Below are 21,452 nucleotides of genomic sequence, written 5' to 3' on the forward strand. Positions count from 1 at the left end.
TCATGAGTAAGTTTCTCGTTTCACCGGCCTCGGGTCACCCACCGACCCGTCGCGTCACGTTCAGCAGGTACTCCTTCCGGTCGAGCGGGTTGAGGTCGGTCCGCGGCCGGTCCGGCACCGTGTCGCGGACGACCGGGGCGTAGTGGTCGAAGGCGCAATCCAGCTCGCCCTCCCCTCGCGTCAGCCCCGGTAGCTGCTGCTCCAGTTCATGGAGCCGGGCGACCGGGACGACACCCTCGAGCACGCAGGAGGCGCCGCGCATCTGCGTGGTCTGCGGCACGGCGCGCTGTTTCGCCAGCACCGGCAGCACCGCCGCGAGCGTGTCCGCCGGAGCCTCCAGACGGAACCGGTGCATCGGCTCGTACACCTGACTGCCCGCCTCCCGCAGCGCGCTCATCAGCACCAGCGGTGTCAGGCCACGGAAGTCGGCGCCCGTGCTGGACATGCTCTTGTCGAAGCCCTGATGGGCGTGGCTCTGCCGGGGTGAATATCCGGAATGGGTCATGGTGACGGTGCAGTCCGTGACCCGCCAGCCATGGATTCCCTGCTCCAGCGTCTCTTTCACGGTGTCTTCGACCGCCTTGAAGAACGCGTACGGCATCGCGCCGAGTTCGACCTCCAGCCGGAATTCCACACCGGACTCGACCGGCGCCGGATCGATGCGCAGTCCGACCGTCGCGAGAAAGGGATTGGGGTCCTTTTTGTTGAACTCGACCGCCGTGCCGGTGCCCACGGGCCGTTCGATGCACAGGGGTGTCGTCTCGCGGAACATGACGTCGATACCGAATTCGTCCGCCAGCGTCGCCTGGATGACCTCCTTCTGCACCTCGCCGTAGAGCGATACGGAGGTCTCCTTGCGCACTTCGTCCTGCCGGAGATTGATCAGCGGGTCCTGTTCGGCGAGTTGCGTGAGCGCGAGATGCAGGGCGCCCTTGTCGGCCGTACGGCAGGGGGCGACGACGGTTTCGAGCGTCGGCGGGGAGAAGTAGTGCTCCTCCGCGCCGTGCCCGTCCGCCCGCGATGTCCGCGGTACGCCGATGGTGTCGCCGATGCGGATGTCGCCGAGCCCCCACAGCTTGCCGATACGCCCCGCCGCCACAGCTCCGTCCCGGACGGCCGCCCCCTGGTCGAAGACGCTGATCGCGGTGACCTTCCCCTCCTCACCCTCACGGAAGGCCAGCCGGTCGCGCGTGCGCAGGGTCCCGGAGAACATCCGCGCGTAGGCGATCTTCTCCCCCGCGGGTCCGCGCTCGACCTTGAAGACGGTGCCCGAGACCGGGCCGCCGGCGTCGTCCTCGGCCGGGGGCAGCAACTCCTTGATCCCGGAGATCAGTTCGGTGATGCCCGCGCCCGTCATGGCCGAGCCGAAGTACACGGGGTGCACCAGGGCCTCCCCGGTCTGCCGTGCGAGGGCGGTGCGGAGTCGCTCGCGGGAGACACGGCCCTCGACGTACGCGGCCAGCAGGTCGTCGTCGTGCTCGGCGAGCAGATCGAGGAGGGGCGCCTGGAGGCGGGCATCGTCGAACAGGGTGAAGTGGGCGTCGCGCGCGCCCGGCCCGGCCACCTCGCCCATCGGGACGATCGCCGGAGTCAGCCGCGCGGCGATGCTCTCCAGCACTCGCTCGTATTGCGCCCCACCACGGTCGATCTTGTTCACGAAGACGAGCGTGGGAATCCGCAGCCGCTGGAGCGTCCGCATCAGCACCCGGGTCTGCGCCTGGACACCCTCCACAGCCGAGACGACGAGCACGGCCCCGTCGAGCACGCTGAGCACGCGCTCCACCTCGGCGATGAAGTCCGGGTGGCCGGGGGTGTCGATCAGATTGACGGCGACGTCGTCGATCGCGAAGGAGACGACGGCTGATTTGATCGTGATACCGCGCTGTCGTTCCAGCGCGAGGGAATCGGTCTGGGTGTTTCCGTCGTCGACGCTGCCGATCTCGTCGATGACCCCGACCGTGTGCAGCAGCCGCTCGGTCAGGCTTGTCTTACCGGCGTCTACGTGCGCCAGAATTCCCAGGTTGAGCATATGCACCGGGCGTCATGTCCTTTGAAGTGGGAGTGATTCCTTCCTGGGTGGACATGAACGCTGTGCGCATTGCTGCTCCTCGATCTTGGTGGACGCGTCCCCGGTAGTGCAGCAGGCGGCGGCACACGACGGCAACGGATTAACGCTCAACAAATGCGTGCCGCAGCGCTCGCCCCCCTCGGCACTCAGCCCTAGAGTGACGCAGGTCACGTAAAATGGCTGATACCCCTCACCTGGCTCTCTGGGAGGGCACATGACCCGCATATCGGTGAAGGTCGACGGCACCACATACGAGGACGACGTCGAACCCCGCTTCCTCCTGGTCCACTACCTGCGAGACCGCCTGGGCCTGACCGGCACCCCGATCGGCTGCGACACCTCCAACTGCGGGGCCTGCACGGTCGACCTCGACGGAGACAGCGTCAAGAGCTGCTCGGTCCTCGCCGTCCAGGCCGACGGGAGCGAAGTGACGACGGTCCAGGGGCTCGCCCAGGACGGCGAGTGGCATCCGCTGCAGACCGCGTTCCACGAGCGGCATGCCCTGCAGTGCGGGTACTGCACCCCAGGGATGATCATGGCCGCCCGCGATCTGCTCCGCGAGAACCCCGCCCCGACCTCTGACGACGTACGCGAAGCCCTGGAGGGCAACCTCTGCCGGTGCACCGGCTACCAGAACATCGTGCGTGCGGTCCTCGCCGCGTCCGGGCAGGAGGTCTCGACATGACCGACCAGGTCACCGAACGCGAGGTAGGCCGCTCCCGGCCCCGCAAGGAGGACGCCCGCCTCGTCACAGGGCAGACCAACTGGACGGACAACATCAGCGTCAACGGGCTGCTGCACCTGGCGATCCTGCGCAGCCCGATGGCCCACGCCCGCGTCAGCCGGATCGACGTGGCGCCCGCCCTCGATCGGCCCGGCGTGGTCGCCGCGTTCAGCGGCCGTGACCTCGCCGAGGGTCTCGGCTCACTCCCCTGCGCCTGGCCGGTCACCGAGGACATCGTCCTTCCCGACCACCCGCCGATCGCGGTCGACGAGGTCCGGTACGCGGGCGATCCGGTGGCCGTGGTCGTGGCCCGCGACCGGTACGCGGCCGCCGACGCCCTGGAGGCCGTCGAGGTCGACTACGAGCCCCTGCCTCCGGTGCTCGACCTGGAGGCCGCCCTCCAGGACGACTCCCCGCTCGTCCACGCGGACAAGGGCACCAACCGCTGCTACGACTGGCCCCTGGCCACCGGCGAGGACTACGCCGCCGCACGGCACCGCTCCGATGTCGTCCTGCGCCGCCGCTACGTCCAGCAGCGGCTCATCCCCAACGCGATGGAGCCGCGCGCGGTCGTCGTGACTCCGCTGGCCGCGTCCGGCGAGTACACCGTCTACTCGGCCACCCAGATCCCGCACATCCTGCGGATCATGCTCTCCATGGTCACCGGCGTCCCCGAGCACAAACTGCGCGTGATCGCCCCCGACGTCGGCGGCGGCTTCGGCTCCAAGCTCCAGGTGTACGGCGAGGAGGTGCTGGCCCTCGCCATCGCCCAGCGGCTCGGGCGGCCGGTGAAGTGGACCGAGTCGCGCTCCGAGGGATATCTCGCCACCCATCACGGCCGGGGCATGATCCAGGACATCGAGATCGCCGCCAACAACGACGGCAAGCTGAACGGTCTCAAGGTCCACCTCACCGCCGACATGGGCGCCTATCTGATGCTCGTCACGCCGGGCATCCCGATCCTGGGCGCCTTCATGTATCCGGCGATCTACAAGATGGACGCGTACGACTTCTCCTGCACCGGCGTGTTCACGAACAGGACGCCCACGGACGCGTACCGAGGCGCCGGACGCCCCGAGGCGACGTACGCCATCGAACGGATCATGGACGAGCTGGCCGTCGAACTCGGCCTGGATCCCATCGAGTTGCGGCGTCGCAACTGGATCAAGCACGAGGAGTTCCCGTACACGTCGATCGCAGGACTCACGTACGACAGCGGCAACTACGAAGCCGCCACGGACAAGGCACTCACGCTCTTCGGCTACGACGAGCTCCGCTCCGAGCAGCAGAAGCGCAACGAGCGCGGTGACGTCGTACGCCTCGGCATCGGGGTGTCCACGTACACCGAGATGTGCGGGCTCGCGCCGAGCCGGGTGCTGCGGGATCTGCGGTACGCGGCCGGTGGCTGGGAGGCGGCGAGCATCCGCATGCTGCCGACCGGCAAGGTCGAGGTGGTCACCGGCACCAGCCCGCACGGGCAGGGGCATGTGACCTGCTGGAGCCAGATCGCCGCCGATGTACTGGGGGTGCCCTTCGACGACGTCCAGGTGGTGCACGGCGACACGAAGGCGGCACCGCAGGGCATGGACACCTACGGCTCGCGGTCGCTGGTCGTCGGCGGGGCGGCCGTCCATCACGCCGCCCAGAAGGTGGTGGAGAAGGCACGGAAGGTGGCCGCGCACCTCCTCGAAGCCAACGAGCACGACCTGGAGTTCACACACGGCGTCTTCTCCGTGAAGGGCTCGCCCGAGGCACGCAAGTCCATCCAGGAGATCGCCTTCGAGACGTTCTCCTCGCACGACCTGCCCGACGGCATGGAACCCACCATCAACGCCGAGCACCTGGTCGACCCGGAGAACTTCTCCTACCCGCACGGCACCCACCTGTGCGCCGTGGAGGTCGACACCGAGACCGGGCGGACCACCATCCGCAAGTACGTCTGTGTCGACGACGTCGGCCGTGTCATCAACCCGATGATCGTCGAGGGACAGGTGCACGGCGGGGTCGCGCAGGGCATCGCGCAGGCCCTGTACGAGGAGGCGGTGTACGACGACGAGGGCAACCTGGTGTCGGGCACGATGGCCGACTATCTCGTGCCCTCGGCCGCCGATCTGCCCGAGTTCGTGACCGACCGGACGGAGACGCCCGCCACCTCGAATCCCTTGGGCGTCAAGGGAGTCGGCGAGGCCGGGACCATCGCCTCGACGCCCGCGGTCGTCAACGCGATCGTGGACGCGCTGCGCCCGCTCGGGGTGAGCGAGGTGGCGATGCCCTGTACGCCGCAGCGCGTCTGGGAGGCCATCGAGCAGGCCCGCTCAGCGAAGGAGGTGTCGGCATGATCCCCCCGGCATTCGATTACGCCAGGCCCGCGAGCGTCGACGAGGCCGTGCGCACCCTCGCGGACGCGGGCGAGGACGCGAAGGTGCTGGCCGGCGGGCAGAGCCTGCTGCCACTGCTCCGGCTGCGGCTCGCCTTTCCCGAACTCGTCGTCGACGTCGGCCGGATCCCCGAACTGCGCGGGATCCGCGAGGACGAGGGCACGCTGATCATCGGCGCGCTGACCTCGCACCACGACGTCATCGGCGACCCCCGGGTACGCCGGCACGCCGGGCTGCTCGCGGCGGCCACGGCCACCGTCGCCGATCCCGCCGTACGCCATCGCGGCACCCTCGGCGGATCGCTCGCGCACGCCGATCCGGCCGGTGACCTGCCCGCCGTGATCCTCGCGCTCAACGCGACACTGATCGCGGAGGGACCGGCGGGGCGGCGCGCCATCCCGGCCCGCGAGTTCTTCGTGGACTATCTGCAGACCGCGCTGCGGCCGGACGAACTGCTGGTGGAGGTGGAGATCCCGACGACCGACGGCTGGGGCTTCCACTACGAGAAGTTCCAGCGGGTCGCGCAGGCCTGGGCGGTCGTCGGTGTCGCGGCGCTCGTGCGTCGCGACAACGGGCAGATCACCGAGGCACGGATCGGGCTGACGAACATGGGCTCGACACCACTGCGGGCCGGGGCGACCGAAGAGGCGCTCGTGGGCGCCTCCGCGGAGGGTGTGGTGCGGCGGGCCGCCGAGGTGGCGGCGGACGGCACGCACCCGTCGTCCGATCCATCGGCCTCGCCCGAATACCGCGCGCACCTCGCCCGAGTGCTCACGCGGCGGGCGGTCCTGTCCGCCGCCGGAATGGGGTGAGGAGCCCATCACCGGCATGGCCATGGACGGCTTGAGCGGTCCGGAGGAGGTGCGGGCCCGCCTGGAGAAGACGGGGTATCTCGTCGACGACGGGCTGGCCGTGGCCTGCTTCCTGGCGCTGCGGCTGCACCGGCCGATCTTCTGCGAGGGCGACGCGGGCGTGGGCAAGACCGCGCTCGCGTCCGCCCTCGCCGAGGCAACCGGTGCCCCGCTGATCCGGCTGCAGTGCTACGAGGGCATCGACGCGTCCCAGGCCCTGTACGACTGGGACTTCCCGCGCCAGCTCCTGCACCTGCGGGCCGCCGAGGCGGCGGGCATCACCGACGCCGACCGGCTCGAAGGGGAGCTGTACGACCGGCGGTTCCTCATCACGCGGCCCCTCCTCCAGGCTCTGGAGACCCAGCCGTCGGTGCTGCTGGTCGACGAAGTCGACCGCGCGGACGACGAGTTCGAGGCGTTCCTGCTGGAGCTGCTGTCGGAGTACGCCGTCACCATCCCCGAACTGGGCACGCTGCGGGCCGAGTCGCCGCCGGTCGTGGTCCTCACCTCCAACCGCACCCGCGAGGTGCACGACGCGCTGAAGCGACGGTGTCTGTACCACTGGTTCGACCACCCCGGGTTCGCCCGCGAACTCGCCATCGTGAGAGGGAGGTTGCCGGAGGTGACCGCCCGGCTCGCCGAGCAGGTCACCGCGCTCGTCCAGGCTCTGCGCGCCGAGGACCTGCTCAAGCCGCCCGGGGTCGCGGAGACGATCGACTGGGCGGAGGCCCTGCACGCGCTGGGCGCGACCGAGGTGGACGCCGAACTGGCGGTCGCGACGCTGGGTTCGGTGCTGAAGTACCGGGAGGACGCGGAGCGGGCCCGCGGGCTCGATCTGTCGGCGATCCTCGCGGCGCGAGGGGTGTGAAAGGTGAGGGGCGTCGACGCGTCCGCCGTGGTCGTCGGTTTCGCCCGTGCGCTGCGCGCGGCCGGTGTCGACGCGGGGCCCGACCGTGTCCAGGCCTTCCTCGGCGCGCTCACTCTCCTCGCACCGGGCCTGCGCTCCGACGTGTACTGGGCCGGGCGGCTCACACTGTGCGGAAGCCGGGACGATCTGGAGCGGTACGAGCGGGTCTTCGCCGCGTACTTCGGCGCGCAGGGCGACGGGGTGCCGAAAGGGGCCGCTCCCGCGACCCGGCTGCGCATGGTCGTCCGCGATCCCGGTTCCGCTCCGCCCACGGCGACGCGGGCCGCGGAGGACGGCGTACCGACACCGGTGCTGGCCGACTCCACCGACGTACTGCGCCACCGGGACTTCGCCGGGCTCACGGCGGCCGAACGGGAGCAACTGCGGCGGCTGCTGGCCGCTTTCCGCCTGCGCGGCGAGGTACGGCGCTCCGCGCGGCGGCACCCGGCCCGGCGCGGGAGCGTCGATCCGCGGCGTACCGTACGGGAGTTGCTGCGGCGGGGCGGTGAGCCGGCCCGGCTGCGGCGGCACGCCCGGGCCGAGCGCCCGCGCCAGGTCGTGCTGCTCGTGGATGTGAGCGGCTCGATGGCCCCGTACGCGGACGCGCTGCTGCGGTTCGCGCACGCGGCCTCGCACGGCACCCGTACGGAGGTGTTCACGATCGGCACCCGGCTCACCCGGGTGACCCGCGAGCTCGCGCACCGCGACCCCGACACAGCGATGGCGGCACTCTCGGCGGCGGTCCCGGACTGGCGCGGCGGCACCCGGCTCGGCGAGATGCTGCGGGCCTTCCTGGACCGCTGGGGCCGGCGGGGCATGGCGCGCGGCGCGGTCGTGGTGCTGCTCTCGGACGGCTGGGAGCGTGGCGATCCTGCCCTGCTCGCGGCCCAGATGCGACGCTTGCACCGGCTCGCGCACCGGGTGATCTGGGCCAATCCGCGCAAGGCCCGCCCCGGTTACGCACCCCTGGCCGCCGGAATGGCGGCGGCGCTGCCGAGCGTGGACGCGTTCGTCGAGGGGCACAGTCTGGCCGCGCTGGAGCGTCTGGCGGCGGTGGTGAGAGGAGCGGACTCTTGAAAGAGACGCACTCCACGGTGAAGGGAGCGGGCGATGCGTGACATCCTCCCGGCGCTGAACGAGTGGTACGCGGCGGGGTCCCCGTTCGGGCTCGCCACGGTGGTCTCGGTCAGCCGCAGCGCGCCGCGCGACCCGGGCGCGGCCATGGCCGTGGGCCCCGGCGACGAGGTCGTGGGCAGCGTGTCCGGCGGCTGCGTGGAGGGCGCGGTCTTCGAGCTGGCCCAGGAGGTCGTGGAGTCCGGAGAGGCGCGGCTGGAGACCTTCGGATACAGCGACGAGGACGCGTTCGCCGTCGGGCTCACCTGCGGCGGCGAGATCACCCTGCTCGTCCGCCGGGTGTCCCCCGCCGACGACCCGGCCTTCGGGGCGGTGGCCGAGTCGGTGACCGCGGGCCGGCCGGTGACCGTGGCGACGGTGATCGACGGGCCCGTCCCGCTCGGGGCCACGCTCGCCGTGTGGCCGGACGAGGAGTCGGGGCCCTCGGGCTGGGTGTCGGGCTCCCTCGGGTCGACGGGTCTGGACGTGGCCGTCACCGCCGACGCACGCGGCGAACTGGCCCAGGGCGCCACGATCCGGCGGCACTACGGCCCGCACGGCGAACGCCGCGAGGACACCGTCACCGTCTTCCTCAACTCCTTCGCGCCACCGCCCCGCATGCTGGTGTTCGGCGCGATCGACTACGCGGCCGCGGTGGCCCGTATCGGCGCGTTCCTCGGCTACCGGGTCACGGTGTGCGACGCCCGCCCGGTCTTCGCCACGCCGAAACGGTTCCCGGAGGACGTGGAGGTCGTCGTGGACTGGCCGCACCGCTATCTGAGCGGTACGACGACCGACGCGCGCACCGTGATCTGCGTCCTCACCCACGACCCGAAGTTCGACGTGCCGCTGCTGGAGGAGGCGCTGCGCCGCCCGGCCGCGTACATCGGGGCGATGGGCAGCCGTCGTACGCACGACGACCGGATGAAGCGGCTGGCCGAGGCCGGTCTGTCGGAACGCGACCTGTCCCGGCTGCGCTCACCCGTCGGGCTCGACCTCGGGGCGCGTACGCCCGAGGAGGTGGCCGTGTCCGTCGCCGCGGAGATCGTCGCGCTGCGGTGGGGCGGCAGCGGAGCGCCCCTGACGGCGACGGGCGGGGCGATTCATCCGAGGTAGCGCGGTCCAGGGCCGTCCGAGAAGGCTCCGTCCAGCCCGTCCAGCCCGTCCAGCCCGTCCAGCCCGTCCAGGAGGAGAAAATGGATCTGCACCACGAGTTCACGGTCCCCGTCCCGCTCCAGGACGCCTGGCGGGTGCTCCTCGACATCGAACGGGTGGCGCCGTGCATGCCGGGCGCGATGGTGGAGGACTTCGACGGCAAGACCGTGACCGGCTCGGTGAAGGTGAAGGTCGGCCCGATCACACTGACCTACCGGGGCACCGCCGTCTTCGAGGAGCAGGACGAGGCCGCGCACCGCTTGGTGCTGACCGCGAGCGGCAAGGAGGCGCGCGGCCAGGGCACCGCACGGGCCAGGGTCACGGGCACGCTCAGCGAACGCGACGGCGGCACGGCCGTCTCGGTGCGGACCGATCTGACGGTGACGGGGCGCCCGGCACAGTTCGGTCGCGGCGTGATGGCGGAGGTGGGCGACAAGCTGGTCGGCCGGTTCGCGGCCTGCCTCTCCGAGCGCCTGGAGGAATCCGGCCCACTCGAAGACCCTGGACGCCTCGAAGAACCTGGGCGACTCGAAGAATCCGGCCGACCGGAGGCATCCGGCCGGCTTCGGGAGCCCGGTCGGCTTCAGGAGTCGGAGCTGCTCAACGAGCCGACGGTGGCGGTGCGTTCCGAGGCGGAGCCGATCGACCTGATCAGGACGGCCGGGATGCCGGTCGCCAAGCGGCTGGTGGTGGCGGTCGCCGCGGCCGTCGTGGCTGCGCTGGTGTTCATGCGCGTACGACGCCGTCGGCGCCCCTGAGTCGGTCAGCCGGCCTCGTCGCGGTGATCGGCGATGACCTGCTCCAGGTGGTGCAGTGCCGCGGTCACCCGCGCCGGGTCCTCCTGGAAGAACGGGTCGTCCGGCACGGGCAGGGATCCGGCGAGCGCCCAGCCGCGCCCCCGCGCCCAGGTCGCGTCGTCCAGTCCGACCGCGGTACGGAACACGCCTCGGGCCTCGGCGGGCAGGAACTTCCAGGCGGGCAGCAGATCGACGGCGGGGTCGCCCACGGCGAGCGTCCCGAAGTCGATGACCGCGCTCAACCGGCCCTCGACGGCGAGGAGATTGCCGGTCGCCAGGTCGCCGTGGATCCACACCGGCGGCGCGTCCCAGGCGGGCGCCGCGAACGCCGCTTCCCACACCTCCGTCACCACGTCGGTGTCGACCATGCCCTTGAGCGCCGCGATCTTGGGGCGGACTCGGGCCTCGGCCGCCAGGGAGTCCCGCTCGTCGCCCATGGGCACACCGCGGAACGCGTTGCTCGCCTCGGGGCCGGGACCGCCGGTCGGGTCGATCTTCTGCAGGGCGTTGATGAACTCGGCGAGTTCGAGGGCCGCTTGGACGGGATCGGCAAGGCCTTCGGTGGTCGCCGTCTCCCCCTCCAGCCACCGATACACGGACCAGGGGAAGGGGTATCCCTCCCCCGGCTCCCCCTTCGCCAGCGGTTCGGAAACGGGCAGCGGCAGATGGGGCGCGAGGCGCGGCAGCCACGTGTGCTCGCGTTCCACCTGGCCGACCCAGTGCGAGTAGCGCGGCAGGCGTACGGACAGGTCGTCGCCCAGCCGGAAGGTGGCGTTGTCCATGCCCGACAACGGGACGGGTGAGAGGGGCAGTTCGGCCCAGTGGGGGAACTGCGCCGCCAGCAGACGGCATACGAGATCGGTGTCGATCAGCACGCCGTCCATCCCAGCCGCCGGGCGGCCGGCTGTCCACTCAATTCCGGTGTGGTGACCCGTCCCTCCGGTTCACCGACGCCCGCCACTCCGGGGGTGACGCAGCGCTACGTCATTCCCGGGGCGGCAGCCGGTGCAGCTGTACGTCCGTCAGTTCACCCTCCGCCACAGTCGCCGTCATGTAGGTGCAGTGGGGCTGGCGGCGGCGGTCGGTCGGGGAGCCCGGGTTGAGGAGGCGCAGGCCGGTCGGTGCGGTCGTGTCCCAGGGGATGTGGCTGTGGCCGAAGACCAGGACGTCGAGGTCGGGGAAGCGCTCTGCGCAGCGGCGCTCGCGGCCCTGGGCGGCGCCGGTCTCGTGGACGACTCCGAAGCGCAGGCCGCCCAGGTCGGCGCGGGCGACCTCGGGGAGGCGGGCGCGCAGGGCCGGGCCGTCGTTGTTGCCGTACACGCCGAGGACCCGGCGGGAGCGGTCCTCCAGCAGGTCGAGGGTGGCGGTGTCCACCCAGTCGCCCGCGTGGATGACCACGTCGGCGAGCGGGAGTTCGGCCATGAGCTGCGCGGGCAGCTCCTTGGCACGCCGGGGGAGGTGGGTGTCGGACATCAGGAGCAGACGCACACCCTCAGGGTGTCACCCCAGGACCGTCTCGCAGGTGTCACTCCAGCAGGACGTCGCTCCACACCTGCTTTCCCCCGCTCACCGGCACCGTCCCCCAGGCCGCCGACATGGCCTCGACGAGAAAGATGCCGCGGCCGCCGGTGGCCTCCCAGCCGAGGTTGGTGGGCTTGATCGGTGTACGCGGCGAGTTGTCGGCGACCGAGATCCGCAGCCGGTGGTTGATCAGGGTGAGGTCGAGTCTGACCTGGCCGTCGGTGTGCACGAGGGCGTTGGTGACGAGTTCGGAGACGACGAGGAGCACGGCGTCCAGGTCGTCGCTCACGCCCCAGGCCCGCATGACGCGCCTGGTGTAGCGGCGGGCGTGCCGGACCGCCTCGGGGACGCGCCAGACGGTCCAGGTCTCGCGGCGCGGGCGGACCGCCATGCCGTCGTAGCGCATCAGGAGGAGGGCCACGTCGTCGCTGCGGTTGGCGCCCGTGAGCAGTGCGTCGGCCACGAGTCCGAGGTGGGCGGGGTCGGAGGCGGCCAGCTTCTCGGCGAGCCGGTTCAGGCCGTCCTCGATGTCGACCTCCACGGACTCGACCAGACCGTCCGTGGTCAGCGCCATGATCGTGCCGGGCTGGATCCGCAGCGGGCTCATGGGGAAGTCGGCCTGGGTGACGACGCCGAGCGGTGGCCCGCCTTCCGATTCGGGGATCTCCGTGCGGCCGTCCGGGTGGCGCAGCACCGGTGGCAGATGTCCGGCGCGGACGTACCAGGCGGAGCCCTCCTCCATGTCGACCTCGACGTAGCAGCAGGTGGCGAAGAGGTCGGTCTCCAGGTCCATGAGGAGACGGTTGGCGTGCGAGACCACCACGTCCGGGGGGTGGCCTTCGATGGCGTACGCGCGCAGGGCCGTGCGCATCTGGCCCATGAGGGTCGCGGCCGAGGCGTTGTGTCCCTGGACGTCGCCGATGACGAGGGCGACGTGGTTGTCGGGCAGCGGAATCACGTCGTACCAGTCGCCGCCGACCTCCAGACCTGCCGTGGTCGGCAGATAGCGGGCTACGGCGACCGCGCCGGGCAGCCGGGGCAGGCGGCGCGGGAGCAGGGTGCGCTGGAGCATGCCGATGAGTTCGTGTTCGGCGTCGAAGGCGTGGGCGCGGACCAGGGCCTGGCCCGCGAGGCCCGCGGCGGCGGTCAGCAGGGCGCGCTCTTCGGGGCCGAAGTCGTGCGGGGCGTCCCAGCCGATCAGACAGGCGCCGGCCATGTGTCCGCCGGCGGGCAGCGGCAGGATGGCGAGGCCGCCGGGGCCAACCTCGGCGAGCGCGGGTTCCAGGGGCGCCCCGGCGGGCCAGATGACGGGGCGCCCCTCGCTGAGGGCCGCGGCGAGCGTCGGCATGGAGCGGACGGGCGCGTCCGGCCACTCCGAGCGCCATTCGGTGCGCCACAGCTCGGGCCAGGACTCGGGCTCGGGCGGGTCGAGGACGGTGACGACGAGACGGTCGCCCTCCAGTTCGGCTAGGGCGATCCGGTCGGCCTGGAGGGGCTTGCGCAGGGCGGTGACCACGGCGCCGCCGACGTCACGGACGGTGCCCGCGGTGGCGAGGGCCGTGTCGAGCCGCTGCACGCGGCCCACATCGTTGACCCCGGAGCGCAGCTTCGAGGCGTCGGAGACCGTGCCCACCAGCCGCGCGGGGCGGCCCTCGCCGCCGGGCAGCAGGCGGGCCCGGAGCCGCAGCCACTTCTGTCCGCCGGAGGGCCCCAGGATCCGGAACTCCAGCTCGCGGTCCCCGAGGGACATGGGGTCCGGCTCCACCGCGGACATCAGCGAGGGCAGGTCCTCCGGCACCGTCATCGACAGCAGCGTCTCCACCTTGCCGTCGAATTCGTCCTGGCCGAGGCCGAACAGCTCCAGAATCTCGTCGCCGACCTCGACGTGCCCGGTGTCCATGGCGAGGCTGAACGAGCCTGCGTGCAGTTCCTCGGTGCCCTCCGCCGTCGCGGGCGGCGGACAGACGACGGCCTCGGCGAGCAGGCCCAGGCACTCCCGGTCGTCGGAGCCGAAGCCGTCCGGGTTCTCGGTGACGGCGACCAGGCAGCCGTCGTCCCGCAGTGGCAGCACGGCCAGTGAGAAGTCCTGGGACGGCAGCCGCCGGGCGTCGGCGCAGCGGCCGAGCTCCTCCGGCCCCAGCCAGAGGGGCTGTCCCGAGCGGTGGGCGTCCACCGCGGGGGACCCGCCGGAGAGCGGATAGCTGTCGCGCAGCCCGTACAGCGTCCTCGGCACCCCGGCGTACTCGGCCAGGTGCAGCTCGTCGCCGCTCTCGCTCGGTGAGTACACCGCGGCGAAGGCCGCGCCGCTGAAGACGAGCACCTGTTCCAGGACGCGGCGCAGCCGCTCGCGCGGGTCCCGTTCCGTGGTGAGCGTCTTGAGGGCAAGTTCGGCACGCAGCGTTCTCTTTCCGCGTTCCGCTGCGCCCTCACTGACCACGTCCGCAATTACAGCGCTTCCGGGACGCTCGCGCAGCCCCTGCGACCGTTCCGGGGCCGTCAGGCCTGCGCCGGAGCCCAGCCTCTCGAACGAAGCCGAACATGACTTTACGCATGCGTTCCGCACGGTGATCTCGTGACAGGTGTGACTGTCCGCGCCTCTGGCGGGCTGGAAGGCTCGGAATCACAGGGCCGAGGGGGAATGGCATGGACAAGCGGTACGAGGTGTACGCGCTGGCGGACCGGTACTTCTACGATTCGCCGGACCGGCCGGGCACGGGTGAGCGCGGTGCCCCGCCCTCGTACCCGACGGCGCTGCGTGAGGTGCCCGCGGGATGGCGTGCGGCGCGGATCGGTGACTGGCTGACACTCACGCCGGTCGACGACGACGGCACGCCGCGCTCCGGGCCCTCCCAGGGCTGGAAGGTCCACGCCTCCGCCACCCAGGAGAACGCGGACCGGATCGCCCAGGTGGTGTGGGACTACTGCGTGCCGCGGCTGATCCCGTTCAAGTTCGTGCCGGGTCCTCATCTGCTGCACCTGCGGAACACCAAGTACGCGGCCCGCGACACCAGCGGGAAGTTCGTCACGGTCTACCCGGCGGACGAGGAGCAGCTGCACCTCGTGCTGCGTGAGCTGGGCAGGCTCCTGGACGGCTTCGAGGGGCCGTACATCCTCACCGATCTGCGCTGGAACGACGGGCCGCTGTACGTCCGCTACGGCGCGTTCGCGCGCTCCTTCGTGGTCGACGAGCGCGGCTCGCTGGTCCCCGCGGTCCGGGACGGCGAGGGGCAGCTGGTGCCGGACCGGCGGCAGCCCTCCTTCCAGGTACCGGAGTGGGTGACGCTGCCGGCCTTTCTCGCGCCGCAGCTCGCGGCGCGCAACACGACGACGGTGGGCGAGCTGCCGTACCGCATCGAGAAGGCGCTGCACTTCTCCAACGGCGGCGGGGTGTATGTCGGCACCGACACCCGTGACGGTCGCAAGGTCGTCCTCAAGGAGGGGCGGCCGCACGCGGGGCTCGCCGCGGACGGGGCCGACGCGGTCGCCCGCCTCGAACGCGAGAAGGAGGCGCTGGAGCGGGTGTCGGGGCTGGATGTGGTGCCCGGGGTACGGGACTGGTTCACGCTCGGCGACCATCGCTTCCTCGTCATGGACTTCCTGGAGGGGCGGCCGCTCAACTCCTTCTTCGCCGAGCGGCATCCGCTGCTCACCCCGGAACCGGCCCCGGACGCCGTCGCCTCGTACACCGCGTGGGCGCTGCGCATCCACCGCGCGGTCGAGAAGGCCGTCGAGGCGGTGCACGCGCGCGGGATCGTCTTCAACGACCTGCATGTCTTCAACATCATGGTCGCGCCCGACGGGGAGTCGGTGTCCCTGCTCGACTTCGAGGCCGCGGCGCCGATCGAGGAGAACGGCCGTCAGGTGGTCGCCCATCCGGGCTTCTTCGCGCCGCCGGACCGGACGGGCCCGGCCGTCGACCGGTACGCGCTGGCGTGTCTGCGGCTCGCGCTGTTCATGCCGGTCACCACCTTGTTCGTGGTCGACCGCCAGAAGGCCGCCCATCTGGCGGAGGTCATCGCCGGGCAGTTCCCGGACATACCCGGGGAGTTCCTGGCGGCCGCGGTCGCCGAGATCACGCGGGACGGCGGCGGCCGGCGTGCGTCGGCCCCCGAGGACGGAACGGCCGGCACGCCCCTGCCGTCCGCCGTCCCTCGCGGGTCGGCCTCGTCGCGCTTCGCCACGCTCCCCGCTCCCGGCGACTGGCCGTACAGCCGCGACTCGATGGTCAAGGCGATCCTGGCCTCGGCGACACCGGAGCGCGACGACCGGCTCTTCCCCGGCGACATCGCCCAGTTCTCCGACGGCGGCGGGCTCGGGCTCGCGCACGGGGCCGCGGGCGTGCTGTACGCGCTGGCCGCGACCGGGGCGGGGCGCCACGAGGAGGGCGAGCGCTGGCTGCTCGACCACACCGACCCGGCGCCGGTCGGCACGCCGCTGGGCCTGTACGACGGGCTCGCGGGCGTCGCCTACGTCCTGGACCTGCTCGGACACCGGCAACGGGCCCTCGATCTGATCGACTCCATCCTCAAGGAGCGGTGGCAGAAGCTCTCCTCCGATCTCCACGGCGGGCTCGCCGGGTTCGGCCTGGTCCTTGGGCAGCTGGCCCGCACCACCGGCGAACCGGAGCTCGCCGAACGCGCCGCGGAGGCCACCCGCCTGCTCCTGGAGCGGCTCTCCGAACCCGGCCCCGACACCCCCCGGCGGCGCGCCGGCCTGCTGCGCGGCGCGAGCGGGCCCGCGCTCTTCCTGCTGCGCCAGTACGAGGCCACGGGCGCACCCGAGCTCCTCGACGCCGCCGCGCGGGCGCTGCGCCGGGACCTGGACCGCTGTGTCGTCCAGAAGGGCGGCGGTCTGGAGGTCGACGAGGGCTGGCGCACGCTGCCGTATCTCGGTGACGGCAGTGCCGGGCTGGGGATGGTCGTCGACGACTGGCTCGCCCACGGCGGGCGCGGCGCCGAGGAGTTCGAACGGGCGCGCGCCGGCATCCTGACCGCCGCGACCTCGCGCTTCTACGCACAGCCCGGGCTCTTCCAGGGCCGCGCCGGAATGGTCCTGCACCTCAGCCGCACCCGCGCGCCGGGCGCCACCGAGGAGCGGCTCGCCGAGCAGGTCGCCGGGCTCGGCTGGTTCGCGATGTCGTACCAGGGGCAACTCGCCTTCCCCGGGCACCAGATGATGCGGCTCTCCATGGACCTGGGCACCGGAACGGCAGGGTGCCTGCTCGCGCTCGGCGCGGCCCTCGACGGCGAGGTCCCGGCTCATCTGCCCTTCCTGCCGCCGCTCACGACGGCGGCCCCCACACGCGGCTCCGCAACCTGACGGAGTCGTGACGCAACCCCCCGTCCCCAATCAAGGGAAAGGACACGAGATGGCACTTCTCGACCTGCAGACGATGGAGTCCGACGAGCTGACGGGCGGCGGCGGCGCGAGCACCCTGAGCCTGCTCTCCTGCGTCTCCGCCGCGAGCGTTCTGCTCTGTCTCTGACAGCACGGCGCGGGTACGGCTCCGGGCGGTTCCCTCCCTTCACGGGAGGGGCCGCCCGGGGTCCGTCCGGCGCGAGGCACCCGGGATGCGAGACCTGCACCGCATGACGACACCCGCCGAAAGCCCCCCGCCCGCCGACACCTCCGTGCCGCTCCTGCGCGCGGCCGTCCGCCACAGCGGCCTGCGCTGCCTGGCCCTCGGCGCGGCGGCCACGGCCGCGACGGGAGCGAACCTGCTGCTGCCGGCCGCGCTGGGCCGCGCCCTCGACCTGCTGCTGACGGATCCCGGTGGGGCACGGGCCACGCGCTGGGTGCTGGGCTGCACCGGTCTGGTGCTGCTGCTCGCCGTGCTCGACGCGTGCGAGACCGTTCTCGGCGCCACCACGGACGCCCGGACCACCGCGTGGCTGCGCGACCGGCTGGTGGGGCATGTGCTGGCCGTCGGGCCGCGGGCCGTTCGCCGGTTCGGGCCGGGCGAGCTCGTGGCCCGGCTGGTCGGCAACGCCGCGCAGGCCGGAACCGCGCCCGCCGGCGTCGCCGCGCTGCTCGCCGCGTTCGCCGCACCGGTCGGCGCGATGGTGGCGCTCTGGCTCGTCGATCCATGGCTGGCGGCCGTGTTCCTCGGCGGCGCGCCGCTGCTCACCCTGCTGCTGCGGGCCCTCGCCCGCGACTCGTCCCAGTGCGTGGCGCGGTACCAGGAGGTGCAGGGCCAGATCGCGAGCGGTCTGGCGGAGGCGATCGGCGGGTTCCGTACGATCGCGGCCGGCGGGACCGCCGACAGGGAGGCGGCGCGGATCCTGCGCCCGTTGCCCGAACTCTCCCGCGCGGGCCACCGGATGTGGCGGGTCCAGGGGCGTGCCGCCGCGCAGGCGGTCGCCGTGGCGCCGCTTCTGCAGATCGGGGTGCTGGCCGTGTCGGGCGTCCTGCTCGTCCACCACCGGCTGACCGTCGGCGAGTTGCTCGCGGCGTCCCGGTACGCGGTGCTCGCGACCGGCGTGGGTGTCCTGGTCGGCCGGCTGTCGGGGCTGGTCCGGGCGCGGGCGGCGGCCCGGCGGCTCGGTGAGGTGCTGGGCGAACCGCCGACCGCGTACGGAACACGCCGACTGCCGTACGGGCAGGGGCGGTTGGAGCTGCGTGGGGTGACCGTGCGGCGGGGTGGGCGCACCGTGCTCGACGGAGTCGACCTGGTCGTGCCGGGCGGCACCACGCTCGCCGTGGTCGGGCGCTCGGGGTCCGGGAAGTCGCTGCTCGCGGCGCTCGCGGGCCGCCTGGCGGACCCGGACGACGGCGATGTCCTGCTCGAAGGGACACCCCTGCGCGAGCTGGACCGGAGCGAGCTGCGCCGTGCGGTCGGGTACGCCTTCGAACGGCCCGCTCTGCTCGGCGACACCATCGAGGACACCATCGGCTTCGGTGTCGCCGCCCCGGACCCCGACCGCATCACGGAAGCCGCCCGCACGGCCCACGCCGACACCTTCGTCCGCCGGCTGCCCCGGGGATACGCCACCCCCGTCGCCGAGGCTCCCCTCTCCGGCGGTGAGGCCCAACGCCTCGGTCTCGCCCGGGCGTTCGCCCACGACGGCCGGCTGCTCATCCTCGACGACGCCCTGTCGAGCCTCGACACGGTCACCGAACACCACATCAGCGAAGCGCTCTTCCGCAGCGCCACCAACAGCAGCCGGCTGATCGTCGCCCACCGGGTGTCCACGGCGGCGCGGGCGGACGCGGTGGTATGGCTGGACGACGGGCGGGTGCGGGCGCGGGGCTCGCATGCCGAGCTGTGGCAACTGGCCGGCTACCGGGGCGTGTTCGGGGCGGGCGACGCGCGCGGGCTCGGAGGCGGCTCATGACGGTGTACCGGCAAGGGCTGCGGTTCCTGCGCGACCGGTGGCGCGTGGTCGTACGACTGATCGCCTGGTCGGTGCTGGAGACGGGGCAGACCTTCCTCATGGGGTACGCCCTGGCGCGGGCCCTGGACGACGGGTTCCTGGCCGGGCGGACGGGCGCCGGGCTCGGCTGGCTGGGTACGGGCGCGCTCGCGGTGTGCGTCGGGGCGTTCGGGACGGGGCGGGTGTACGGGGCCGTCGCCGCGCTCGTGGAGCCGTTGCGGGACGCTCTGGTGCAGCGCGTGGTCGCCCGCGGGGTGCGGGAGGGGGACAGCGCCGCGTTGTCCGGGCTCACCCAGCAGGTGGAGATCGCCCGGGACACCTTCGCCGGCGTGGTGATGGTGTCGCGCTCGTTCCTGTTCACCGCCGCGGGCGCCCTGATCGGGTTGTTCTCGCTCGACCCGCTGCTCCTGGTCGTGGTCGCGCCGCCGCTCGCGGCCGGGGTGGCCCTCTTCGCCGCGACACTGCGGCCGCTGGCCCGCAGACAGGAGGTGTTCCTCGTCGCGGACGAGGCCCTCGCGGACCGACTGGGCACCGTCTGCCCGGGGTTGCGGGACATCACGGCGGGGGGCGCGGAACCGCGGGTCGCCGCCGCCGCGGGCGTGCGCATCGATGCCGAGCTGGGCGCGGCGCGGTCCCTGGCCCGCTGGGGGATTCTGCGGGTGGCGTCCCTCGCCGTCGGCGGGCAGCTCCCCCTCGTCCTCCTGCTCGCCACGGCTCCCTGGCTCCTGGACCACGGCGTGAGCGCGGGAGCGCTGGTCGGCGCCCTCGCCTACGTCACCCAGTCCCTCCTCCCGGCCCTCCAGAACCTGGTCCACGGCCTGGGCACCAGCGGCTCCCGCCTCGCGGTGGTGCTGCGCCGACTCGCTCCGGATCCGGCGGACCCCGCCGACGCGCAGGACCCGAAGACGACGCCGCGCCTCGCGGCCGTCCCGCGCCCGATCTCCCCGGCCCCTCTCGGGGAGAAAATGGACCCCGCCGCCGTACAGCGGCCGGAGGCGCCGCCGGCCGCCCCTGCACCCGAAGCCGCCGCCTCCCCGCCGCCCGGCGCGCGCCCCGCCCTGTCCCTCAGCGCCGTCACCTTCGCCTACGGCCCCGCCAGTGCCCCGGTCATCGACAACCTGGACCTCCTGCTCCCCCAAGGCACCCACCTGGCCGTCGTCGGTCCGAGCGGGATCGGCAAGTCGACGCTCGCGGGACTCGTCGCGGGGCTCCTGGAGCCGGGGCACGGCACGATCCGGGTGTGCGGACACCAGGTGCCCGGGAGCGGGGCCGCCGCGCACCGGGTCCTCATCCCGCAGGAGGCGTACGTCTTCACGGGGACGCTCGCCGAGAACCTGGGCCAGTCGCGGCCGGATCCCGTGCCGGAGGCGGAGCTGCTGGCGGCGACGGAGGCGGTCGGGCTCGCCGGGCTGATGGGGAGGCTCGGCGGTCCGACGGCCGAGGTGGATCCGGGGGCGTTGTCCGCCGGTGAGCGCCAACTGATCGCGCTGACCAGGGCGTATCTCTCGTATGCGCCGCTCGTGCTGCTCGACGAGGCGACCTGTCACCTGGATCCCGCGGCGGAGGCACGCGCGGAGCGCGCCTTCGCCGCGCGCCCCGGCGGCACGCTGGTCGTCGTCGCCCATCGGATCAGCTCGGCACGGCGTGCCGCGAAGGTGCTGGTGATGGACGGACAGCGTGTCGACCTCGGGGATCACGAGGCCTTGCTGGAGCGGTCCTCGCTCTACCGGGACCTGGTCGGCACCTGGTCGCGGGCGGGCTCAGAGCCACCCCTCCCCCTGCGAGATCCGGATGGCGTCGATGCGGTTGCGGGCACCGGTCTTCCGCGTGATGGCCGCCATGTAGTTGCGCACGGTCCCGTGGGACAGATGGAGACTGCCGGCGATCTCCGCGACGGAGGCGCCCTCGGCGGCGAGGGTTAACACGCTCAGCTCGCGCCGGGTCAGCGGCATCTCGGCGGCCTTGAGGAAACCGAAGCCGAGCGAGTCGTCGACGAAACGTTCCCCCTCGGCGACCCGGCGGATCCCGAACACCAGCCGCTCCGGCGAGCCCTCCTTGTCGACGTAGCCGAGCGCGCCGGCTTCCGCGGCCCGCCTCAGCAATCCGGGCCTGTTCGCACTGGCAAGCACGAGAAGCCGTGGCGGCCGGGGGCCGGCGCCGCGGCCGCACAGGTCGGCGAGCGGCGGAATGCCGTAGGAGTCGGTGCACTCCAGGTCCGCCGCGCACACGTCCGGCCGTAACGACCGGACGCGGCCCGGTGCGCTGCGCCACGGGGTGTCGTACACCCCGAGGTCCGGCTCGCGGCGCAGCCACTCCGCCAGCACCAGTCGCACCAGGCACGCGTCGTGCACGAGTAGTACACGGATCACGTCGGCTCCTCCAGGTCCCCGTTCGGCGGCGCCCTCGTCCTGAGCGCGTGCCCATTGTTGGCGCCTGCGACCGTTCATGGGCGCGAAGAACCGGCCAACAGGGTGCGCGGGGGCGCACGGGGAGCGCCTGTGCGCCGCGTCGCGCTTCGACCCTAGGGGCATGCCTGCACGCCACCGGGGTAGAAGCGGCACCCCC

15 protein-coding genes and 1 pseudogene are annotated in these 21,452 nt (G+C 72.6%); 11 read left to right on the plus strand and 5 right to left on the minus strand.

The features are described 5' to 3' along the window. Window positions 1-34 precede the first annotated feature (34 nt). The gene (locus tag OIC96_RS03100; RefSeq protein ID WP_330309431.1) at window positions 35-2,035 is read right to left on the minus strand and encodes a translation factor GTPase family protein; all 2,001 of its coding nucleotides are present in this window, start codon (window positions 2,033-2,035) and stop codon (window positions 35-37) included. A 247-nt stretch (window positions 2,036-2,282) separates the two neighbouring features. On the opposite strand from OIC96_RS03100, the gene OIC96_RS03105 reads away from it, so the two are divergent. From OIC96_RS03105 to OIC96_RS03135, 7 genes are all read left to right on the plus strand, one after another. Continuing rightward, complete coding sequence (locus OIC96_RS03105) at window positions 2,283-2,753, plus strand: (2Fe-2S)-binding protein (protein ID WP_330309430.1); 471 nt, start codon at window positions 2,283-2,285, stop codon at window positions 2,751-2,753. Then, window positions 2,750-5,131 carry a xanthine dehydrogenase family protein molybdopterin-binding subunit gene (locus OIC96_RS03110; protein ID WP_330309429.1) on the plus strand — a complete coding sequence of 794 codons (2,382 nt, stop codon included), beginning with the start codon at window positions 2,750-2,752 and terminating at the stop codon, window positions 5,129-5,131. Before OIC96_RS03105 ends, OIC96_RS03110 begins: the two co-directional genes overlap by 4 nt. Continuing rightward, window positions 5,128-5,982: an FAD binding domain-containing protein gene (locus OIC96_RS03115; RefSeq protein WP_330309428.1), complete on the plus strand. Its 855-nt coding sequence runs from the start codon at window positions 5,128-5,130 to the stop codon at window positions 5,980-5,982. The genes OIC96_RS03110 and OIC96_RS03115 overlap by 4 nt, the downstream gene beginning before the upstream one ends. Before the next feature lie 16 nt (window positions 5,983-5,998). Further along, a complete protein-coding gene (locus OIC96_RS03120; RefSeq protein ID WP_330309427.1) occupies window positions 5,999-6,889 on the plus strand; it encodes an AAA family ATPase in 891 nt (296 codons plus the stop codon). 3 nt (window positions 6,890-6,892) lie between these two features. Continuing rightward, window positions 6,893-8,005: a vWA domain-containing protein gene (locus OIC96_RS03125; protein WP_330309426.1), complete on the plus strand. Its 1,113-nt coding sequence runs from the start codon at window positions 6,893-6,895 to the stop codon at window positions 8,003-8,005. Between the two features lie 33 nt (window positions 8,006-8,038). Then, entirely contained in the window at window positions 8,039-9,157 is a 1,119-nt protein-coding gene (locus tag OIC96_RS03130) for an XdhC/CoxI family protein (RefSeq protein WP_330309425.1), read from the plus strand. Window positions 9,158-9,237: 80 nt separating this feature from the next. After that, window positions 9,238-9,954 (plus strand): SRPBCC family protein, encoded by a 717-nt coding sequence (locus OIC96_RS03135; RefSeq protein ID WP_330309424.1) that lies wholly within the window; start codon window positions 9,238-9,240, stop codon window positions 9,952-9,954. A 5-nt stretch (window positions 9,955-9,959) separates the two neighbouring features. Here OIC96_RS03135 and OIC96_RS03140 read toward each other — a convergent pair whose 3' ends face one another. The 3 genes from OIC96_RS03140 to OIC96_RS03150 form a co-directional block, all read right to left on the minus strand. Then, a complete protein-coding gene (locus OIC96_RS03140) occupies window positions 9,960-10,877 on the minus strand; it encodes an aminoglycoside phosphotransferase family protein (protein WP_330309423.1) in 918 nt (305 codons plus the stop codon). A 100-nt stretch (window positions 10,878-10,977) separates the two neighbouring features. Next, window positions 10,978-11,481, minus strand: coding sequence for a metallophosphoesterase family protein (locus OIC96_RS03145; protein WP_330309422.1), 504 nt, complete (start codon window positions 11,479-11,481; stop codon window positions 10,978-10,980). A 37-nt stretch (window positions 11,482-11,518) separates the two neighbouring features. Next, the gene (locus tag OIC96_RS03150) at window positions 11,519-13,951 is read right to left on the minus strand and encodes a SpoIIE family protein phosphatase (protein ID WP_330309421.1); all 2,433 of its coding nucleotides are present in this window, start codon (window positions 13,949-13,951) and stop codon (window positions 11,519-11,521) included. 206 nt (window positions 13,952-14,157) lie between these two features. Here OIC96_RS03150 and lanKC point away from each other — a divergent pair, with 206 nt between their 5' ends. The 4 genes from lanKC to OIC96_RS03170 all read left to right on the plus strand — a co-directional run bounded on the left by lanKC (window position 14,158) and on the right by OIC96_RS03170 (window position 20,809). Further along, window positions 14,158-16,833 carry a class III lanthionine synthetase LanKC gene (lanKC, locus tag OIC96_RS03155; RefSeq protein WP_330309420.1) on the plus strand — a complete coding sequence of 892 codons (2,676 nt, stop codon included), beginning with the start codon at window positions 14,158-14,160 and terminating at the stop codon, window positions 16,831-16,833. A gap of 49 nt (window positions 16,834-16,882) precedes the next feature. Continuing rightward, complete coding sequence (locus tag OIC96_RS03160; protein ID WP_264925528.1) at window positions 16,883-16,999, plus strand: SapB/AmfS family lanthipeptide; 117 nt, start codon at window positions 16,883-16,885, stop codon at window positions 16,997-16,999. A gap of 103 nt (window positions 17,000-17,102) precedes the next feature. After that, window positions 17,103-18,848 carry an ABC transporter ATP-binding protein gene (locus tag OIC96_RS03165; protein ID WP_330309419.1) on the plus strand — a complete coding sequence of 582 codons (1,746 nt, stop codon included), beginning with the start codon at window positions 17,103-17,105 and terminating at the stop codon, window positions 18,846-18,848. Next, window positions 18,845-20,809, plus strand: a complete 1,965-nt coding sequence (locus OIC96_RS03170; protein ID WP_330309418.1) for an ABC transporter ATP-binding protein — start codon at window positions 18,845-18,847, stop codon at window positions 20,807-20,809. Before OIC96_RS03165 ends, OIC96_RS03170 begins: the two co-directional genes overlap by 4 nt. Here OIC96_RS03170 and OIC96_RS03175 read toward each other — a convergent pair. Further along, window positions 20,732-21,418, minus strand: a pseudogene (locus tag OIC96_RS03175) (LuxR C-terminal-related transcriptional regulator); the annotation flags it as partial. The gene OIC96_RS03170 and the pseudogene OIC96_RS03175 overlap by 78 nt on opposite strands. Window positions 21,419-21,452 lie beyond the last annotated feature (34 nt).

Source organism: Streptomyces sp. NBC_00775, from assembly GCF_036347135.1.
Classification (GTDB): Bacteria; Actinomycetota; Actinomycetes; order Streptomycetales; family Streptomycetaceae; genus Streptomyces; species Streptomyces lutosisoli.